This window comes from Trebonia sp., assembly GCF_030042015.1.
GTDB lineage: Bacteria > Actinomycetota > Actinomycetes > Streptosporangiales > Streptosporangiaceae > Trebonia.
Genome location: NZ_JASIAL010000502.1, coordinates 1 through 18,957, shown reverse-complemented (window position 1 = coordinate 18,957; position 18,957 = coordinate 1). Strand labels below are relative to the sequence as shown.

The 18,957-nt window shown below is 69.7% G+C and carries 14 protein-coding genes and 1 pseudogene; 5 read left to right on the top strand and 10 right to left on the bottom strand.

Annotated features, from left to right (window positions below):
• Positions 1-143: 143 nt before the first annotated feature.
• Positions 144-1,748 (top strand): DUF2079 domain-containing protein, encoded by a 1,605-nt coding sequence (locus Q1N79_RS26965; protein WP_300613802.1) that lies wholly within the window; start codon positions 144-146, stop codon positions 1,746-1,748.
• Positions 1,745-4,012, top strand: coding sequence for a hypothetical protein (locus Q1N79_RS26960; RefSeq protein WP_300613800.1), 2,268 nt, complete (start codon positions 1,745-1,747; stop codon positions 4,010-4,012). Before Q1N79_RS26965 ends, Q1N79_RS26960 begins: the two co-directional genes overlap by 4 nt.
• 415 nt (positions 4,013-4,427) lie before the next feature.
• Here Q1N79_RS26960 and Q1N79_RS26955 read toward each other — a convergent pair whose 3' ends face one another.
• Entirely contained in the window at positions 4,428-5,621 is a 1,194-nt protein-coding gene (locus tag Q1N79_RS26955; RefSeq protein WP_300613798.1) for a hypothetical protein, read from the bottom strand.
• Positions 5,622-5,848: 227 nt separating this feature from the next.
• Between Q1N79_RS26955 and Q1N79_RS26950 the strand changes: the two genes are divergently transcribed.
• The gene (locus Q1N79_RS26950; protein ID WP_300613796.1) at positions 5,849-5,971 is read left to right on the top strand and encodes a hypothetical protein; all 123 of its coding nucleotides are present in this window, start codon (positions 5,849-5,851) and stop codon (positions 5,969-5,971) included.
• Between the two features lie 123 nt (positions 5,972-6,094).
• Here Q1N79_RS26950 and nrfD read toward each other — a convergent pair whose 3' ends face one another.
• From nrfD to Q1N79_RS26925, 5 genes and pseudogenes are all read right to left on the bottom strand, one after another.
• Positions 6,095-7,099 (bottom strand): NrfD/PsrC family molybdoenzyme membrane anchor subunit, encoded by a 1,005-nt coding sequence (gene nrfD / locus Q1N79_RS26945; protein ID WP_300613794.1) that lies wholly within the window; start codon positions 7,097-7,099, stop codon positions 6,095-6,097.
• A complete protein-coding gene (locus Q1N79_RS26940; protein WP_300613793.1) occupies positions 7,096-8,118 on the bottom strand; it encodes a 4Fe-4S dicluster domain-containing protein in 1,023 nt (340 codons plus the stop codon). The genes nrfD and Q1N79_RS26940 overlap by 4 nt, the downstream gene beginning before the upstream one ends.
• On the bottom strand, positions 8,115-11,378 hold the full coding sequence (gene fdh, locus Q1N79_RS26935) for a formate dehydrogenase (RefSeq protein WP_300613791.1): 3,264 nt from the start codon (positions 11,376-11,378) through the stop codon (positions 8,115-8,117). Before fdh ends, Q1N79_RS26940 begins: the two co-directional genes overlap by 4 nt.
• A gap of 26 nt (positions 11,379-11,404) precedes the next feature.
• Complete coding sequence (locus Q1N79_RS26930) at positions 11,405-11,941, bottom strand: ferritin-like fold-containing protein (RefSeq protein WP_300613789.1); 537 nt, start codon at positions 11,939-11,941, stop codon at positions 11,405-11,407.
• Between the two features lie 265 nt (positions 11,942-12,206).
• Positions 12,207-12,356: pseudogene (locus tag Q1N79_RS26925) on the bottom strand (DoxX family membrane protein); the annotation flags it as partial.
• 117 nt (positions 12,357-12,473) lie between these two features.
• Between Q1N79_RS26925 and Q1N79_RS26920 the strand changes: the two are divergent.
• Both Q1N79_RS26920 and Q1N79_RS26915 read left to right on the top strand, forming a co-directional pair.
• Entirely contained in the window at positions 12,474-13,112 is a 639-nt protein-coding gene (locus Q1N79_RS26920) for a M15 family metallopeptidase (protein ID WP_300613787.1), read from the top strand.
• A 504-nt stretch (positions 13,113-13,616) separates the two neighbouring features.
• On the top strand, positions 13,617-14,276 hold the full coding sequence (locus Q1N79_RS26915) for an SDR family oxidoreductase (protein WP_300613785.1): 660 nt from the start codon (positions 13,617-13,619) through the stop codon (positions 14,274-14,276).
• 16 nt (positions 14,277-14,292) lie between these two features.
• Here Q1N79_RS26915 and Q1N79_RS26910 read toward each other — a convergent pair whose 3' ends face one another.
• From Q1N79_RS26910 to Q1N79_RS26895, 4 genes are all read right to left on the bottom strand, one after another.
• On the bottom strand, positions 14,293-14,991 hold the full coding sequence (locus Q1N79_RS26910) for an alpha/beta fold hydrolase (RefSeq protein ID WP_300613783.1): 699 nt from the start codon (positions 14,989-14,991) through the stop codon (positions 14,293-14,295).
• Positions 14,992-15,452: 461 nt separating this feature from the next.
• A complete protein-coding gene (locus tag Q1N79_RS26905) occupies positions 15,453-15,749 on the bottom strand; it encodes a putative quinol monooxygenase (RefSeq protein WP_300613781.1) in 297 nt (98 codons plus the stop codon).
• A gap of 216 nt (positions 15,750-15,965) precedes the next feature.
• On the bottom strand, positions 15,966-17,315 hold the full coding sequence (locus Q1N79_RS26900) for a glutamine synthetase family protein (RefSeq protein WP_300613779.1): 1,350 nt from the start codon (positions 17,313-17,315) through the stop codon (positions 15,966-15,968).
• Positions 17,312-18,850: an APC family permease gene (locus Q1N79_RS26895; RefSeq protein ID WP_300613776.1), complete on the bottom strand. Its 1,539-nt coding sequence runs from the start codon at positions 18,848-18,850 to the stop codon at positions 17,312-17,314. The genes Q1N79_RS26900 and Q1N79_RS26895 overlap by 4 nt, the downstream gene beginning before the upstream one ends.
• Between the last annotated feature and the right edge of the window lie 107 nt (positions 18,851-18,957).

Sequence of the window (18,957 nt, the reverse complement as noted above, 5' to 3'; positions counted from 1 at the left end):
ACACGGCGGCTGCTAGTGGGGGCGTGCCCGCCGCGGTAGACAGCGCGCCCGAGTCCGCTGGCACGGCAGTATCCGCTGGCACGGCAGTATCCGCTGGCACGACAGTGGCAGCGGAGTCTCCGAGATCGCGCGGCGCGCTGGCCGTGACCGCCAGGCGTCTCACGTTCTGGCGCTGGACCGGGCACAAGCGCTGGGTCGCGGTGCTCACCACGCTGTTCGCGCTTTTCTACGGCGTTTTCTCCTGCACCATGTACTACACGTACCGGGTGGCAACATACGATCTGGGCATCTTCGATCAGGGGATCCGGTCGTACGCGCACTTCGGGGCCGGCATCTCGATCGCCAAGGGCCTGCACAACTTCGGCGTCGCGAACTTCTCGGTCCTCGGCGACCACTTCTCGCCGATAGACGCCCTGCTCGCGCCGCTGTACTGGATCTACAACAGCCCGTGCGACCTGCTCGTCGCCCAGGCCGTGCTGTTCGCGCTCGCCATCCCGCCGATCTGGGTGTTCACCCGTCGCGCGGTCGGCGGCGGCCGGATGGGCGTGATCGCCGCCTACGCCGTGTCCGTGGCCTACGGCCTGAGCTGGCCGATCGCGGCGGCCGCCGCGTTCAACTTCCACGAGGCCGCGTGGGCGCCGATGCTCACCGCGATCGCTCTTGAGCGGCTGCAGAAGGGCCGCCTGCGCGGCGCGCTGGTCGCGATGGCATTCCTGCTCCTGGTCAAGGAGGACATGGGCCTCGCCGTCGCGGGGATGGGGTTCGGCCTCATCGTGACCCGCCGTCTGGGCATCCCCCGCCAGCGTCTCGTCGGCCTGGGGATCGTCGTCGTCGGGCTGGTGTACACGTTCGTCGCGGTCTGGGTGTTCATCCCCGCCATGGGCGGCCGGGCCAACTACTACTGGGCCTACACCGCGCTCGGGAACAACGTCACGCAGGCGGTCGGGCACATCGCCTTGCACCCCCTTAGCTCGGCGAAACTCCTGATCACCCCGCACGTCAAGGTCCGCACAACGATCGAACTGTTCGCCCCGTTCATCTTCCTGGCGCTGCTGTCGCCGATCGTCTGGGTAGCCCTCCCGCTGCTGGCCGAGCGGATGCTGGCTAACAGGTTCGGGAACTGGTGGGTGACCGAGTACCAGTACAACTCCTACCTCATCGTCCCCATCGCGCTCGCCTCGGTCCAAGGTGCGGTGCGGCTCCAGTGGCGGGCGACGCGGATCGCGCGGAACGCACGGGTCCGGGCGTTGCTGTCGCGGGCCCGGCTCGCCGACGGGGCGCACTGGCTGGCGGGCAAGATCGCGGTGAGCTTCGCCCTCGTGTTCGGCATCTTCTCGATCGCCCTGGTACCGCACTTCGCGTTCGGGCAGATGTTCCATGCGTCCTTCTACCACCGGAACGCGACCGCGACCGCCGAGGCCGCGGCCGCGTCGCACGTCCCGAGCGGCGTCGTCGTCGCCGCCGTCAACAACATCGGCCCGCAGCTCGACACCCGCGACACCGTCTTGGTGTGGGACGGCGACGGGGAAACCCCGATCTTCACCCCCTGGGTGATCGCCAACGTGACGCAACCGCAGTTCACGTTCCCCAGCATCAAGGCGCAAGTGCAGCGCGTCGACCTGCTCCGCGCTCACGGTTACGTGACCGTGTTCGAGGACGCCGGCTTCCTTGTGATGCACGCGCCCGGCGCCGGGGGCGCCAACGCGGTCGCGTACAGCGATGCTTTCCTGAAGGAGTACGACCGATGAGCGTAGACGCGACGGCAGGCGCGGTCAGCCCCGGCGCAGCGGGAGCCGACGTCATCGCGGGAAGCGACGTGCAGTCCCGCGATACGGTCGGCCTGCTGTTCGCCAGGATTTCTGTGCTGCCGGCGCTCGGCGCGATGGCCTGGCTGCTCGGCGGGTTCGTCCTGCTGCTCGCCGGCTGGTTCAGGCCGGTTCCCGTGCTCGTGCTGTCCGTGCTGATCGCGATACCAGTGCTCTTCTACGGCCTGCGCGCCGTGCCCGGCCTGGCCGGATCCACCGCGCCCGCGCTGCCGCTGTCTGATGGAGGCAGGGCCGAGGCACGCAGGGATGGCAGCAGCGGGAAGGCCCGGGCGGGCACGCCCTGGTGGACCGTGGCCGCCACGGCGGTGATCGTGGCCGCCTTCGCCGCGGACCAGCTCGCGTACCACTCGCAGTTCGTCATGGTGCTGCGCGACCCCGGCTCGTACTACCAGTTCGCGACCTGGATCGCCGGGCACGGCTCGCTGCCGATTCCGCAGGACGCGGCGGCGTTCGGCGGCACCCACGGCGGTGCCGTGACCTTCGCGAGCTACGCCTACTATCAGGTCGGCAACACCGTCCAGCCGCAGTTCATGGCCGGCCTGCCGATGGTGCTGGCCGGCGCCATGTGGCTGGGCGGCGCCAACGCCGCGCTGCTGGTCTCACCGGTGCTCGGCGCGCTCGCGCTGCTGACGTTCGGCGGCCTGGCCGCCAGGCTGGTCGGGGCGCGATGGGCGGTCCTGGCGGTCCTCGCGGCGGCGGTCACGCTGCCGCAGGTGTTCACCAGCAGGTCGAGCTACAGCGAGCCGCTGGCGGAGATCCTGTTTCTGGGGGGGCTCGCCCTGGTGCTCGACTCGCTCCGCGACCGTGAGAACGGCGGGCTGCTCGCCGGCGTCGCCGGGGGCAGCGTCGTGGGGGGTGCCCGCTGGGTCCGCACCGCGACCTGGGCGTCCGCCGCGCTCGGCGGCCTCGCGTTCGGCCTCACGGTCCTAGTGCGGATCGACGGGGCGAGTGACATCCTGCTCGCGATCCCCTTCTGCGGAGCCCTCTTCGTCCTGCGCAAACCACAGGCGCTGCCGCTGACTGCCGGGTTCGCCGTCGGCGTGGCCTTTGGCGCCGTCGACGCGGTGGTCTTCGCGTGGCAGTACATGATGACGAACGAGTCCTCAGTGAAGCCGCTCGTGGAGATCACCATCGTCCTAGTCATCGTCACTGTGGGCGTGACGCTGTACATCCGGCGCCGAGGCCTGCCCCGGTGGGACAGGAAGCCGGGCCTGGTCCGGCTGTGGGGCTGGCTGGCCAACGCGTCAGTGGTCCTCGCGTTCGTCGTCATCGCGGTGTTCGCGCTCCGGCCGCACCTCCAGCATACGTACGGGGCGACCGCCAGCGGCGTGGTCAAGGCGTCCCATGCCGAGCTCAGCCTGCACTGGGTCTGGTGGTACATCGGCATCCCGGCCGTCCTGCTCGGCACGCTCGGCGCGGGCCTCCTCATCCGCAAGTGCCTGCGCGGGCAGGCACCGGACTGGATCCTGCCGCTCATGGTCCTCGTCTGGTCGATCGTCACGTTCCTCTACCGGCCGGCGATCACCCCTGACCAGCCGTGGGCGAGCCGCCGCCTCGTGCCCGCGGTGATACCAGGGTTCATCCTGTTCGCCACCTGGGCCCTTGCCTGGGCGGTCCGCTGGATCCGCCGTTACGTGGAACGGGATGCCCCCGCGGAGCTGGGGGCCGGCGTGGCTGCGGTCGTCCTGGCGATCGGCGCGGTCGCGATCGTGGCACCGGCCGTGTGGACCACCTGGGGTCCGAGGATCAGCACGTCAGGCGGCATCCGCCTGACCTTCGACGGCCTGGGAGACGCTCGCACATACGGCGGCGAGCTCGATGCGATGCAATACCTCTGCACGGAGCTGCCCCCCAACGCGACGGTCGTCATCGTCAACGAGGGTGCCGTGGACCACCTGATGCAGAGCATCAGGGGGATGTGCGGCGTGCCCGTCGGGGGCATGCTGACCGCCAGCCCGACGGTCGTGAAGGCGGTCGTCTCCGACATCTCCGCGACTGGCCGGACGCCCGTCATCCTGGGCGGCAGCAGCAGTGATCTGCGGCCCTACGCCGACGCGGGCGTGGTCAGGCAGGTCATGAAGCTGAACTCCACCAAGGACCCCGGCACGCTCTACTACCCGCCGCGCCATCCGGTACCGTACAGGGTGGACCTATGGGCCTGGGAGCCGGCCTCGGCCGCCCACTGAACACGGGGCGGTGCGCCCGCGCCGCCCCGCGGGCAGCCGCGGCTGTTGTGGCGGCGTACGGTGGAAACTGGTCGCGATGGCGGTTGGCTCGGCGCAGCGAGCGGAGCGAGCGAGCGAGTACCTGCGCGATGTTGCGGCGGGAAGCGTGGCAGGGTGTCGGGGGTCGAAGGGGCGGAGCCCACGGAGACCACCCCGGCCAAGGACGGTGCCCGGGCGCTGGTGGTCGAGCTGCTGCGCCCCGAGGGAACCCCGTTCGACCGCACCAGGGTCGGGCAGATCGTCGTCGAGGAGGGCTTCGGCCGGCTGCTGCACGGCCCTGCGCCAGAGGCGAGCACCAGCCTGGCGGGCCTTCTGGTGGCCGTCCCGCCAGCGCGCTGTTCGCGTTCACTAGCGGGCCCGCGCCTGGTGCGCGCCGTCAGGGCGCGGGACCCCGGAGGTGCTGTGGCCACCAGCCGATCAGGAAGAACAGGAGCCCGGCGGAGGCGACCACCAGGGGCCAGTAGAGCCAGCGCGGCAGCCCGGCAAAACCGATGAAGATGCCGATCGTCGTCCAGATGAAGCGCGGCTTATCCGCCGACGCCGATATCACCAGGTCGATGAACATGAGCACCGTGTACAGGGTCACCGGCAGCGTCACCCGCGCGGCGAGCAGCAACGCGATGCCGATGACGGAGACGACGAACAGGATCGTCACCAGCGAGTTGAACATCGCGTATTTGGTGGCCGCAGGGTCGGTCCAGGTGACCAGGTGGTACTCCTGCACGCCCCAGTCGATCCCCGATTTCCAGCCCTTCTCCTCCACCTCGAACCAGAAGAAGAAGTCGTGGTAGCGCGGCGCGAGATATGCGAAATAGCCCAGCATCCCGAGGGGCGTGAGCACGGGTGCGATCAGCGACCACCAGTCGCGCCTGGTCCAGATCGCGTGCAGCGCGGTCATGCCCAGGCACGGCGCCAGGACGATCAGCGTCGAGTGCTCGGCGGTGCCGAGCAGCCCGAGGACGCCGGCGAGCAGCCACTTGCGGTTCACCGCGGCGAGCAGGCAGCCCGCGGCGAGCGCGATGCCGAGCGGTTCGCTGTACAGCATGCCGAACGTCATCGCGCCAGGGAACGCGCAGAACAGCAGCACTGTGCGGTCGGCCAGCCACCGGTCCCGCACGCGGGCGGCGAGCGCCCATACCGCGACCGCCGAAGCGGCGCCGGACAGCACCTGGACGAGCAGCCCGGCCCACAGGTACCGCGAGCTGGTGAAGGCTAGCAGGTAGCTGGCCGCCTTGACCAAGGCCGGGAGCAGCGGGAAAAAGGCCGTCTCCGCCGGTGCCACTGTTGGGGGCAAGGCGCTCGGCGAGTGGTAACCATGCTGGGCGATCCAGATGTAGAAGTTGGCGTCCTTGAACAGGAAGTAGTTACGCCACGGCATCGACACGCCGTAGATCGCGGCCGCCACGTGCCAGGTGACGAGGATCAGGGCCCACGTGGCCGCGAAGACCAGCAACGGGAACAGCCACGGGCGCGGCAGCCGATCGCTGGGCGTCGGGCGTGGCGGCTGCCCGTCCGCGCCGTCGTCAACGCGCGCCGAGAGCTCACAGCGGGACCCGGCTTTAGGAGCCATAAAATCCGAATAATACGACCCGGAAAACTAGGTAATAGCTTAGTTAGGAACTTCTTAGGTTTTGCCGACACTGGCCGTCCGCGGGGCGCGATGGGCGCCACCACGCCGGGGTGTCGGTGTCGCCGCGGGACCGCGTGATCCGCTCCGGATCCGGCATGTTCCCGCGCGGGCGCCGATAGCGGGTAGTCCCCGGGGCGGCGGTCCAGGCTCACGCACAGGACCAGCATGTGGCGTTCGAACGGGGACCGCTGGTCACGTCCGGGCATCGCCGAGAAGATGACGGCGAGGATGACGCCCGCCAGGGCGAGCGCGGCGGCGACTGCGAGCAGGGCAAGGCCCGTCCCCCGTAGTCGTACCCGGCTGAGTCCCCGGCCCCGCAGGCCAAGACGCAGGCCCGGACCGCCTCGATCAACCGGTCCATCGCGTCCCGTTCGCTGAGCCGGTCCATCAGCCTCGTCGCACCGATTGGCATCCTAGCCAGGCGCCGCTAGGCGGGGGGCCGCCAGCAGCCGTTCGCGCTGAGGCACCACCACGTACTTCGGGTCCTTGGTGGAGGCGACGCCCGCCTCAAACGTGCCGAAGCGCTGCAGTACGCTGCCGCCCAGCAAGGCCAGCGCGGCCGCGGCGGCGGCCAGGCGGCTGTGCCGGGCTGCGGACGCCGCGGCCACCGCCCCGCCCGCCGTGAGGTAGTCGGCAAGCTGGCGCATCCGGTGCGCGCGCCCGGTCGTGTACGCCTCGGTGACCAGGCCGGGTCGCTGTTCTATCAGCCGGGACGCGACGAGTTCGGCGGCCCCGCCGATCACCGCGAGCCGCCGGGCCGGGCCGGCCTCGGCGACCGGCGCGAGCAGCAGGCCGAGGCCGGCGCCGCTGGCGGCGGCCGAGCCGGTGAACACGAACGGCAGCTCCCGGCGGGCCTCATGCCAGGCCGGCACGGCGGTCTGCGCGAGCAGTGCGGCGGTGTAGGAGGCGACGCCGGGCGCGAATGCCGCGGCGGACAAGCCGGCCGGACGGCCGGCGGCGTGCAGGAGCCGGCCTGGCGTGGTGGCGCGCAGCCATGGCGGCAGCAGTTCGGCCATGGCTGACAGGGCGCTGCCCGGCCCGTAGGCGACGAGGATCCAGGTGCCGACGCTCATCGGCGAGGTGGGCTTGGCCACTCGCAGGAAGTGCAGGAAGCGTTCGGGCCGGCCCAGGTCGGCGATCAGCAGGCCCATGCTGGCCAGCAGGGCCGCGAAGCCGCCCAGGCGGCCTGCCCGCCGCAGCGCCGGACGGCCCGTCAGGTCGGCGCCTGCCGCGAGCAGGGCCGAGCCGGCCGTCAGGCCGCCGGTGAACAGGTACGCGGGGATCGTCCACTCCCACACCGGCGGCTTCAGCACTGGCCGGCCGTAGTAGGACTCGAACGTGGCGCCCGGCACGGGGAACTGCTCTCTGCTCCCGTCGACGCGGCTCAGGGACCGGACCTGCGTGTCCCTCGCCGTCACCTCCCTCCCCTCCCCGCGAACGCCAGCACGGCCGCGGCGAGCAGGCCCGAGGCAGCCAGGCCGACGTGCTTCCACGTCGAGATCAGGTCACGAGTCGGCACTACCGGGTCGGGTGGCAGCCCGTACACCTCGGGTTCGTCGAGCAGCAGGAAGAACGTGCCGTCGCCGCCGACCCCGTTGCCGGGGTCGGCGCCGTAGAGCCGTGCCTCGGGAACGCCGGCCGCGTGGAGCTGGTCCAGCCGCTGCGCGGCGCGTTCGCGCAGCTCGTCGAGCGGGCCGAACTGGATCGACTGGGTGGGGCAGGCGTGCGCGCAGGCGGGGTCCAGGCCGCCGCGCAGCCGGTCGTAGCACATCGTGCACTTCCAGGCCCGGCCGTCACCGTGCCGCCGGTCGATGACCCCGTACGGGCAGCCCGAAACGCAGTAGCCGCAGCCGTTGCAGATGTCGGCCTGCACCACTACGGTGCCGAACTCGGTGCGGAACAGCGCCCCGGTCGGGCACACGTCCAGGCAGCCGGCGTGGGTGCAGTGCTTGCACACGTCCGAGGACATCAGCCAGCGGAACTCCGTGCGCTCGTGCTCGCCTGGGGTCCTGCCCGGCAGGTCGAAGGAGGGGAACCCGAGATCGACCGGGGCAGTGCCGAGGTCACCGCCGGCTCGCTGCGTGCCGCGCAACGCCTCGGCCACGGTCTCGGCCGCCGCCTCGGTGACCGACGGGCCGGTGGGTAGCTCGCCCAGGCCCGCGTCCTGCCGCCCGAGCGGGCGTTCCTGCTCGATGAACGCGACGTGCCGCCAGGAGTCCGCGCCCAGCATTCCGGTGTTGTCGAATGACATGCCCAGCAGATTCAGGCCGTCCTCGGGCACGTTGTTCCACTCCTTGCAGGCCACCTCGCAGGCCTTGCAGCCGATGCAGACCGAGGTGTCGGTGAAGAACCCGACCCGGGGCGGGTGGTCGAGATGGCCGGCGTTGGCGGCCGGGTCGGCCAGCGGTCCGTACAGGCTGTGCTCGCGCGTGGTCATGCACGCACCTCCACGTGGGCCGGGCCGTGTTCGAGGATCCGGGTGCCTGTTTCCTGCGTGATCCCCGCGCGCCGGCGGTAACCGGCGACGTACTCCAGCAGGGCCGGGCCACGCGGGCGGCGCCCGGGACGTATGTCGCAGGTCAGGACCTTGCTTTCCTGGATATCCACGTTGGGGTCGGCGACCACGCCGATCAGGTCGTTGACCACGTCCCCGGCGGTCAGCCCGGTCTGGCCCCAGTGGTAAGGCAGCCAGACCTGGTGCACGACGCGGCCGTCCACCCGCAGCGGAGCCATCCGGTCGGTGACGACCACCCGCGCCTCGACCGCGGTGCGGCTGGTGATGACGTGGGCCCAGCCCAGATGTCGCAGGCGCCGTTCGGCGGCCAGTTCAGGTGACACCTCGACGAACAGCTCCGGCTGGAGCTCGGACAGATAGGGAAGCTGCCGGCTCATCCCGCCGGCGGTGTGATGCTCGGTGAGCCGCGCCGCGGTGAGCACGTAGGGGAACACCTGGGTGTGCGCCTCCGGCGGGGAGGGGTTGGACGGGTTGTCCGGGCGGCCGTACACCTTGCGGACCGGGCTGGCCTGCTGGCCGTACAGCAGGTTGCGCACGGGCGACTCGTGCGGCTCGTAGTGCGTGGGCAGCGGTCCGTCGGCCAGGCCCGCGGGCGCGAACAGCCAGCCCTTCCCGTCCGACATCATGATGAACGCGTCGTCGCCGTGCAGGGCAGCAGGCCCTTCGGCGCCCTCGGGCGGCCGGTAGTCCGGCGGCTTGGTCTTCTCGAAGTCCGGGACATCGTGGCCAGTCCACTCGCCGTGTTCGGCGTCCCACCAGATCAGAGCCTTGCGCTCGCTCCACGGACGGCCCTGCGGGTCAGCCGAAGCACGGTTGTACAGCACCCGCCGGTCCAGCGGCCACACCCAGCCCCACTGCGGGGCGGACCGCCCCCGCCCGCCGTGCGGTACACGGCGCCGGGCCTGGTTCACCTCACCGGCATACACGCCGCTATAGATCCAGCATCCGCATGCCGTGCTGCCGTCGGCGCGCAAGTCGGTGTACCCGCCGACGGTCCGGCCGGTGCGCAGGTCAATCCCGTTGATGTGCCGCAGCACGTCAGCGCCGGATGGCTCGTCGCCGTCAGTCTTGTAATCCCAGGCCAGGTCGAGCATCGGGCGGTCTCGCTCGTCCGCCGAGTCGGCCAGCTTCTCCTTCAGCAGCCTGCCGAGATGGTAGAAGAACCACAGCTCGGATCGCTGGTCGCCGGCCGGCTCCACTGCCTTGTCCCGCCACTGCAGCATCCGCTGCGTCTGGGTGAACGTTCCGGCCTTCTCCACGTGCGAGGCGGCCGGCATGAAGAACACTTCGGTGCGGCAGCGCTCGGGGACGATCTCGCCAGTCTCGACCTCGGGCGCGTCCTTCCAGAACGTGGCGCTCTCGATCATGGCCAGGTCGCGGACCACCAGCCAATCCAGGTTAGCCAGCCCCAGCCGCTGCAGCCGGCCGTGCGCGGACCCGACCGCCGGGTTCTGGCCGAGCAGGAAGTAGCCGGACACCTTCCCGTCCACCATGTCCATCACGGTCCGGTAGGTCCCGTGGTCGCCGTTGATCCGCGGCAGGTAGCCGAAGCAGAAGTCGTTCTCCTGCGTCGCCGCCTCGCCCCAGTACTCCTTCAGCAGCGAGACCAGGTAGGCGTCGGCGTTCACCCAGAAGCCCTTGTGGTGGTGGCCGCGTACCTCCTCCAGGTAGCCGGCCAGGTTCTCGTGCGTGGTATCCGGCATTGGCAGGTAGCCGGGCAGCAGGCTGAATAGGGTCGGGATGTCGGTGGACCCCTGGATGCTGGCGTGCCCGCGCAGCGCGTAGATGCCGCCACCGGGACGGCCGATGTTGCCGAGCAGCAGCTGGATGATCGACCCGGCCCGGATGAACTGCGCACCAAGGGTGTGCTGGGTCCAGCCGACGCTGTACACCAGCGCGGTGGTGCGTTCCCGGCCGGAGTTCTCCGTCCAGGCCCGGCACAGGGCAAGGAAGAGGTCCTGGGGGACGCCGCAGATGCGCTCGACGATGTCCGGGGTGTACCGGGCGAAGTGCCGCTTGAGGACCTGGAACACGCAGCGCGGATGTTCCAGCGAGGGATCGGCGGCCAGCGCGCCGGACGCCCCGACCAGCACAGGGCCGGCCGAGCCGTGCCGGTCCGGCGCTGACTGCTGCTTGTGGCGCCGGCCCGAGGCCGGCTTGGCCGCGATGCTCTCGTACGACCAGCTCGACGGGTCATAGGAGGCGGTGTCCGGGTCGTACCCGCTGAACAGCCCGTCCAGCTCCTCAGTGTCCCGGAATTGGTCGCTGACCAGCGTCGGCGCGTTGGTGTACGCCTGCACGAACTCCCGGAACTCCAGCTGGTTGGACAGGACGTAATTGATCACCCCGCCCAGGAACGCGATATCGGTCCCTGCCCGCAGGGTGATGTGCTGGTCGGCAAGTGCGCTTGTCCGGGTGAACCGCGGATCGATGTGAAAGACCCGGGTGCCGCGTCGCTTCGCCTCTGTCACCCACTGGAACCCGACCGGATGGGCCTCGGCCATGTTCGAGCCCATGATGACGATGAAGTCGGCGTTGGGAAGGTCCTGCAGGTAATCGGTCGCGCCGCCGCGGCCGAACGATGCTCCCAGACCGGGAACTGTGGCGGAGTGTCAAATACGCGCCTGGTTCTCGATCTGGATCGCGCCCAGCGCGGTGAAGAGCTTCTTGATCAGGTAGTTTTCTTCGTTGTCGAGCGTGGCGCCGCCGAGGCTGGCGAAGCCCATCGTGCGGCGCAGCGTGTTCCCGTCTGAGTCGGCGTCCTGCCAGCCCTTGCGGCGCGCGTCCAGCACCCGGTCGGCGATCATGTTCATCGCGGTGCCCAGGTCCAGCTCGGTCCATTCGGTGCCGTACGGCGGCCGGTAGCGGATCTTCTGTTCGCGCTGCGGGCCGTTGACGAGCTGCCTGCTGGCCGACCCTTTCGGGCACAGCCGCCCGCGGGAGACCGGGCTGTCCGGGTTCCCCTCGATCTGGATAACGCGCTCGTCCTTGACGTAGACGTGCTGTGCGCAGCCGACCGCGCAGTAAGGGCAGACCGAGCCGACCACGCGGTCGGCCGACTGCGTGCGCGGCACCATGCCCTGCGAGTGTCTGGATTCGGCCGCCTGCCCGCGCCCCAGCGGGTCCGGCCCGGACAACTGCCGGTAGACCGGCCACGAACGAATCAACCGCCCTAGCTGCATCAGACCCCCCGTGGTCCTGGGCTGCCTCAGCCTTCGAATAGGTCGTTGAGCTCGTCCGCGTGGTCTTCTTCCTCCTTGAGGATCTCCTCGATGAGCCGCCGGGAGGTGATGTCGTGCTCGCCGAGCCAGCGGATGATTTCGGTGTAAAACTCGATGACGATACGCTCGCCGATGAGGTTCTCGCGGATCATGCCCTGCAAGTCGGTCTCATCGTCGGGGGCGGAGTAGTCGGTGACGGCGCGTTCCTTCATCGTGGCGGGATTCAGGTCAGGCGATCCGCCGAGCTGGTTGATCCGGTCAGATACTCGCCGGAAGTGCCCGAGTTCTTCGGCTGCGTGGTCCTGGAACATGGCGGCGACCTGCTCCCGGTCGATGCCCTGACAGACGATCGCGTTCTGCGTGTACCGCAGGTAGCACACCATTTCGCTGGCGACTACCTGGTTGAGCACCGTGATGACGCCGTCGACGTCGGTGGTGTCGGCCGGGGTGACCGGCCCCTGCTCCAGGTGCTGGCGGGCCTCGTCCCGGATACGGGAGACGTCGATGGCGAAGGTGTTGGGCATTGCTTCCCCCAAAGCAAACCGCAGACTCTCGCTCGCACTCGCGGGCGGCAGGCCAGTGCGCTCCCGCCGCGTGAGCGCGGCGACCAGCCTGAAACGACGTCGGTATTCCCGCCGGCCCAGCAGGCAAACGTCTCCTCGCTACCCGGGCCGCTAAGAGCCGGCGTGCGGTGAGTCGAGCGCGGCGAACAGCAGCCCGCCGATCACGGCCATGTTCTTGTGGAACTGGATCTGTTGGCTGCCTGCGGGCAGCCGGGTCCTTGACTTTTCAGAAAGAGCGCGCGGCCAGGGTGGTGGGAATCATCGAGCCGGCCAGGACCAGGGCGGCCACGCGCGGGACCCAGCCAATCGCCAGCAGCACACCGCACGCCGCCATCAGGGCTCCATTGACCCGCGCCAGTTGCTCGTCTTCGGCGGGAAGCGGAACTTTGCTGCGGAACGCCCGGGCCGCGGGCGGCTACTGTCAGTGCCGGCTTAGATAGCGGCAGGTCGGCGCCAGCCCTCGCCGGCCGGACTTCGCTTGTAGCATCAGCCCGTGGCCGTCCCGGTGCGATCCTTTGACGAGGCTCTGCTCAGCAGATTCCTAGCACGGCTGGACCAGCTCGAAGCGGATCGGGTGCTGACCCCCGTCATTACCCTGGACCGGCTCCGGGAGTTCCTCGACGACGGGCAGCGCGACCTCGTGGAGCAGATCATCAGACTGCGGCCAGGCGACTACGGGGTAGAGACGCCCTACGCAGGGGACCTCGAGCCGCGCGTCTTTGAGAAGTACACCGCGCTGAACGATGCGTTCGCAGACGAGCACCCGGGTCGTCAGCTACTTATCCAGTCGTGCTACCGCTCGCCCGCCTGCCAGGTTGCCGTCTTCGTCGGCTGGTTGGCCGCCCGCTACCAGGGCGACATCGGACAGGCCATCCGGCACGTCTCGCCGCCGGCGTACTCCCAGCACACCATTGCCAGCAAGGCTGCCATCGACTTCAAGAACGTCGACGGGTCTCCGTCTGACACCAGCCCAGGCGACTTCGCATATACCGCGGAATACGCCTGGCTGCGACAGCACGCGGCCCGGTTCCGGTTCCAGGAGTCCTGGCTGCCCGGTAACGAGTTCGGCATGGGGGCCGAGCCGTGGCACTGGCAGTACCGGCCGCCGCCGCGCGAGGCCGACCTTGGATGAACTGCGGATCCGGGCTTCGGCGGGGACCTATCCGGGAGCGTCGGTGCTGCCCGGCCGCTGACGGCGTGCCGACGGACGCGGACCGCAGAGCCGGTGCGTCAACACCGCGCAGCGCAAGCGCCCGAGCAGCCACACGGCCAGTGCCGCCCCGCCCAGCGGCGGGTAGCTTTCGAGGAATCCGAATTGTCCGGCGAAGATGGCAGGACCGAACTGGCGGGCCGGGTTGTCGCTCCCCCAGTGAAGGTATCGAGGCCCGCGATACCCCCTCCCCCGACGAGGGCGCCGGCCAGCCACGGTACCGCTGGAGCTAGCCGGCGCACCGAAGGAATACACCGGCGACGACAATGATCACGCCGATGCTGGCGGCTTCTCCGACAAACAGCCAGCTGGCCCAGCCTGACCCCGGCCGCAGCACACCCAGCAGCGAGCCGGCGAGCTGAGCGGCGGCGTAGGGGAGGACGGCACGCCCGGGAAATGTCCCCACCGGGCGCAGGAGGCAAATAGATGAGAAATAACGTAGCCCTGGTAACGGGCGGCACAAAAGGTATAGGTGCGGCGATCGTCGGCGAATTGGTGAGACGGGAATTCCGCGTGGCGACTGTAGCTCGTGAGATTAACCCCGACAGCCAGCAGTACCGTGACGCGCTGTGCCTGCGGTGCGACCTGGGTCATCCTGACCAGATAGCCAGGGCTATTCGGGATGTGCGGAGGCAGCTGGGAGATATCGGCCTCCTGGTCAATAATGCGGGATTGTACTGCGAGTCTCCGCTCGATGATCTCGGCGACGACGCCATCACCGAGCTGGTTCAGGTCAACGTGGCCGGACTCATTCAGATCACCAAGGCATGCTTGCCTGATCTCCGGGCGCGACATGGGCTGGTGATCAACATCGCCTCCTGCAACGTTCAAGCCCCGCCGCGGTCCCAGGCCGTCTACACAGCGTCTAAATACGCGGTACAAGGTTTTTCAGATTCACTGCGCCTGGAAGTGAACAACGCTGGAGTCCGTGTCACCACGTTGTATCCCGGGCCAGTAAACACGTGGGCCGCCACGTCCGATGAAGGCCTGCTTCGACCGGACGACATAGCTCGCACGGTGACGTATATCGCTGAACTTGACCCGCGGATTGAGATACGCGACCTGCGGCTGGCAGCGATAGCGTGACCAGGCAATCGGCCGGTCAGGCGGCGCACCGCGCGATCAAAGATGCGACAGCTCCGGGCATGGAGAAGAACGGGGAGTGAGAGCTCGCGAGCTCAGCGCTCTGGTTGGCGCGGCTGGCCAGGCGCCGCTGCACGGTCGGCGGGATCGCCCTGTCAAGCGTGCACACCACGTAGGTGGCAGGGATTGTCCGCCACGCCGCGGCATCGACCGCCTGGGCCGAGGTAACCATCAGCTGCGGGACCAGGCGGCTGATCGCCAGCTCGCAGACCAGCGGATCGCAGTCCCCGTAAAGGATGCCAGACGCGGCAGCAGGATCGATGATGAACGTGCCATCGTTGAGGACGAGACACCAGGAAGGCAACGAGCCGCCGACGATCGCCGAACACGACTCGCCAACGTCGAGCATGAACGCCGACAGGTAAATCAGCCGCCGCACCTGTGCCTGCCCGGCCGCCGCCGCTGTCACCGGCGCGCCGCCGTAGGAGTGCGCGCAGACGATGACCGGGCCTTCCAGCCGTTGGAGGAGTAGCCGCACCGCGCGGATATCACCGTCCAGGTCAGCCAGGCCCGCCGCGTCACGACCGCAGCTCGGAAGATCAATCGTCGCCACGCGCAAGCCGTGCCGCGCGAGCAACGGCGCCACTCGCTCCCAGCACCAGGACCCATGCCACGAGCCGTGGACGAGGACGACCGTAGCCGCAGACAGGTCACTCATCGCACCGAGCCCGGTGGTCAGTGAATAGGCCTTGACGTATCAAGGCAACATGAGACGCCATGCAACTTCCAGCTCCCTTGCCCCTTTGGCCGATGCGGGCGAGGCGTTCCCGCCGCCGCGTCCGGCCCGGCGGGCGTGCCGCCGCAGTCGGCCGCGCGGTCAGGGCAACGTGAGCATGGCCGGCGCCGGACGACGTCAGCGGGCTGGAGAGCGGGCTGGGCTTCGGAGACGGCCCGGATCGTTCGGAAAAATTCTGTGCGGCACGGCCGGACGGGGACAGCGGGCGGCGGGCCATCCGGCGATCCGTCATTGGTTTTAGTTTGCTAATTATTCACCTTGGCATCCGCGGCGAGCGCGTGCAGGCGGCAGCGGGTGCCGGGCCTGGGGGCACCCGGGCATGATTGCAGGTCACGACACCGCCTGGGTCGTCACCGGCCTCAGTATTCCGGGCGGAGCCGTCCCTAGACGCCTTCGGCAACTGTGAACAGGCTGAGCTTGGGCGCAGCGGCCAGGATCGAGCCCAGGTCCGAGGTACCCTCGGCGCTGGCCCGCCACGCGCGGTAGGCCCGGTCATGATCGATCGATTCCCAGGTCTCATACAGGACCACGTGTGCCGGGTCGTCGCTGTCGACCAAGACCGTGACATCCACGCAGCCGGGGAACGCGCGGGTGTCGGCAAGCGTTGCGTGCAGGACCTTGTGCGCGGTTTCCAGCGAGTCGGCCTTGAGCTGCAGATCGAGAATTGCGGTTATCGCCACGGCTGCTCCATGTGACACGGCGCTGAACACACACAACCCTTCCGCAGTGCGGCGCTTGAGTTAATGTGCCAGGTCTCAGCAAATCGCCGCCGCACTAGTCACCTGACGACAGCCGTCGGCAGCCGGCCAGCGGCAACGCCAGGAAACGGCGTCCTCGGCAGCCCGTTGACGTAACCCGACTACGGACCACCCGCGGCGGAATGTGAAGCGGCCTCGTCAGTACCGCCAGCGGTGGGAGGCGACCGTCTCCTCCGGGGAGTGCTCCGCTGCCCAGGCGGCATCGGCGCGGCGGACGGCGGTGAAGGCGCCCAGCAGCGGCTCGCCCAGGGCGTCGCCGATCCGCTTGCTGTCGAGCAGCGCCCGTTCCTGGCCTTCGGGGGTGACGGGCAGCGCCGGGATGGCCCGCTCGGTCCGCTGTTCGCTGCTCCAGGCCCCGGGGTCCTCCTGGACAGGCGGCGGGAGCTCGGCGTTGTCGTCGATGCCGGCCAGTCCCGCGGCCAGCACGGCGGTGAGCGCCAGGTACGGGTTGCCCGACGCGTCAGACGCCTTGAGCTCCACGTTGGCCCGGTCGGTCCCGATGAACGCGGAAGCGGGCACGTACCGCAGCGGCGCCTCGCGGTTCTCCACGCCCCAGAACTGGTAGGCGCCGGCGAAGTAGCCGGGGCGGCGGCGCAGCAGGGAGGGGACGCTCGGCGCGCTGACCGCGGCGATCGCCGGCAGGTCCCGCAGCAGCCCGCCCAGGAACCGGGCGCCGTCGCCGCCGGGCAGACCCGCACCGTTGACGGCCAGCAGGTTGCCGCCGCCGCGGCTCACCGACACGTGCAGGTGCAGGCCGTTGCCGACCCCCTCCAGGGTGACCAGCGGGGCGAAGCTGACCCGCAGCCCGCGGGCGCGGGCGGCGGCGTGGATGGTCTGCCGCGCCAGCAGCTGCCGGTCCGCCGCGGTGACCGGGTCGGCCGGCGCCAGGCTGACCTCCAGCTGCGACAGGCCATACTCCGCGTGCAACTGCCCCACGGGGACGCCGTTCGCCGCCAGGTCCCGCAGCACAGCCGCCGCGAACTCATCGACCTGCAGCAGCGCGTGCGGACTGTAGGCGGGCCCCTGCTGGGCCGCGGCCGGCTCGTCTCCTGCCTGGGAGACGAAGAACTCCAGCTCGAACCCGGCGCGTAGCGACAGGCCGGCGGCAGCCGCCCGCGCTACCTGCGCATCGAGGCGGGTCCGCTGGTCATACGGCCAGGGCTCACCGTCCGGACCCACCTGCCGCCCCGGCGCCCACGCGAAGCCGGGCTGGCCGGCCAGCGCGGTGACCAGGTCCGCGTCCGGCACCAGGCGGATGTCGCCGGAGGGGGTCGACAGGCTGTCGTGGGCGAAGGTGATGCCGTCGTGGGAATCGAAGACGGCGAACAGCGGCGTGATGCCCACGCCCCGCTGCACCGCGTCCGGCAGCGCGGCGAGGGGCACGGTGCGGGACCGCGGGATGCCGTTGTTGTCGGCCCACGCGATCGTGACTCCCGCGACGCCTGCCTTGGCCAGGCGGTCCTGGATCGGGGATATCACCGCGCTCATTCGGTCACCACGCTTTCGTGCCCGCCCGCGAGCTGCGCGTGCGGCTGGTCTTCCACCGTCTCGTCGCTTGCCGAAGTCAGCCCGTCCTCGGCGAGCAGCCGGTCACCGACCCGGCGGCCGACGCCCGGCCAGGCGACGACGATGGCGATCCCGAGTACCACCCAGATCCCGGCGATGACCGGGTTCCAGAACCCGGGACCGGAGTCCGTGGTGAACTCCAGGTTGTAGTACATCGTGAACCCGAGGAGGACTAGCGCCGCCACCGGGATCACCGCCTCCCAGCGGTAGCCTCGCCGGTGCCTGCCCGTAGCGTACAGCCGGGCCACGCCGAGCGCCGCGAGCGCGTAGGCCACGATCAGGGTGAGCGTGCCGATCGTCCCTCCCCAGGCGAAGATGTTGAACGCGTCGGACACGCCGCCCAGGCGGAGCGCGTAGATGACGATGACGGTGAGCGCGCCGACCACGGCCAGCGCCACCGTGGGCGTGGCGGTACGACGGGAGGTCCGCGACAGCGCCCGCGGCCCGAGACCGTCCCGGCCGAACGCATACACCAGCCGGGAGGCGGCCACCGTGGAGGCCAGCGCGCAGGCGAAGGCACTGATCGCGGTGCCCGCCGTGATGATGTCACCCAGCGGGGACCCGACGTAGGTGCTGCTCAGATCGCCGAGCAGCGAGCCGGAGTTGACGAACGCGGTCACCCCCTGCGAACCGGTGCCGAAGCCCAGCACCTCCACGGCGGTGACGAGCACAAAGTAGACGCCGCCCAGCAGGACCACGCCGAAGATCGCGCGGGGGATGTTGCGGCGGGGCTGACGGGTCTCCTCGCCGAGGGTGCCCGCCGCCTCGAAGCCGGCGAACGCGAGGAAGCCGAAGATCGCTCCCTTGAAGATCGTCCCGAAGTCCGTGCCCGGCTCGGGCTCGAACACCGACAGCGTGAAGTGCTGGCCGCCGGGTGTCTGGTGCGCGATGACTTTGACCAGCACGATGACCGCGACGACCACGATGAGGGTGACCGTCACGCCCTCGAAGCAGAGCACCGTCCGGGTGGCCTGGCGGGCAGAGAAGAGAGCGAACGCCCACACGAGGACGAGGACGAACGGGACGATGGCGAACGGCGCCCAGCCGGGCGGGTCGTGCCAGATGCCCACGTCACCGAGGAACGTGCCGGTGAATATGCCCGCCGCGGCGACGGTGATGGCCGCGAACAGCACGTAAGTGCCCGCCAGCGCCCAGCCGGCCACCACGCCGGCCCGCGGGCCCAGCGTCGCTCCCACAAACCCGTAGACGGAGCCCGCGTGGTGGAAGTGCTGGGTGAGCCGGATGAAGCTGTGCGCCACGAACGCCACCGTGACCAGGGCCAAGACGAAGGCCAGCGGCACGGCCCGGCCGACGATGCCGGCGGTGGCCTGCGGCGTAATGTTGGCCGCCATGCTGGGCGCCATCAGGCCGATCGAGATCGCGATCGCGCCGAGCAGCGACAGCGTTCTGCGCAGTTGAGTGTTCCTCGAAGACTTTCCCTCGCCCGCTGTGGTCACGAACGTTGCCTTCCGACGCTGGGGCCCGCCGATCACCGACCCTCCCGGAGAGGGCGACTTGTGGTGACCTACAGAAGTGTATTAATCCGATAGTTTTAGTCAACATT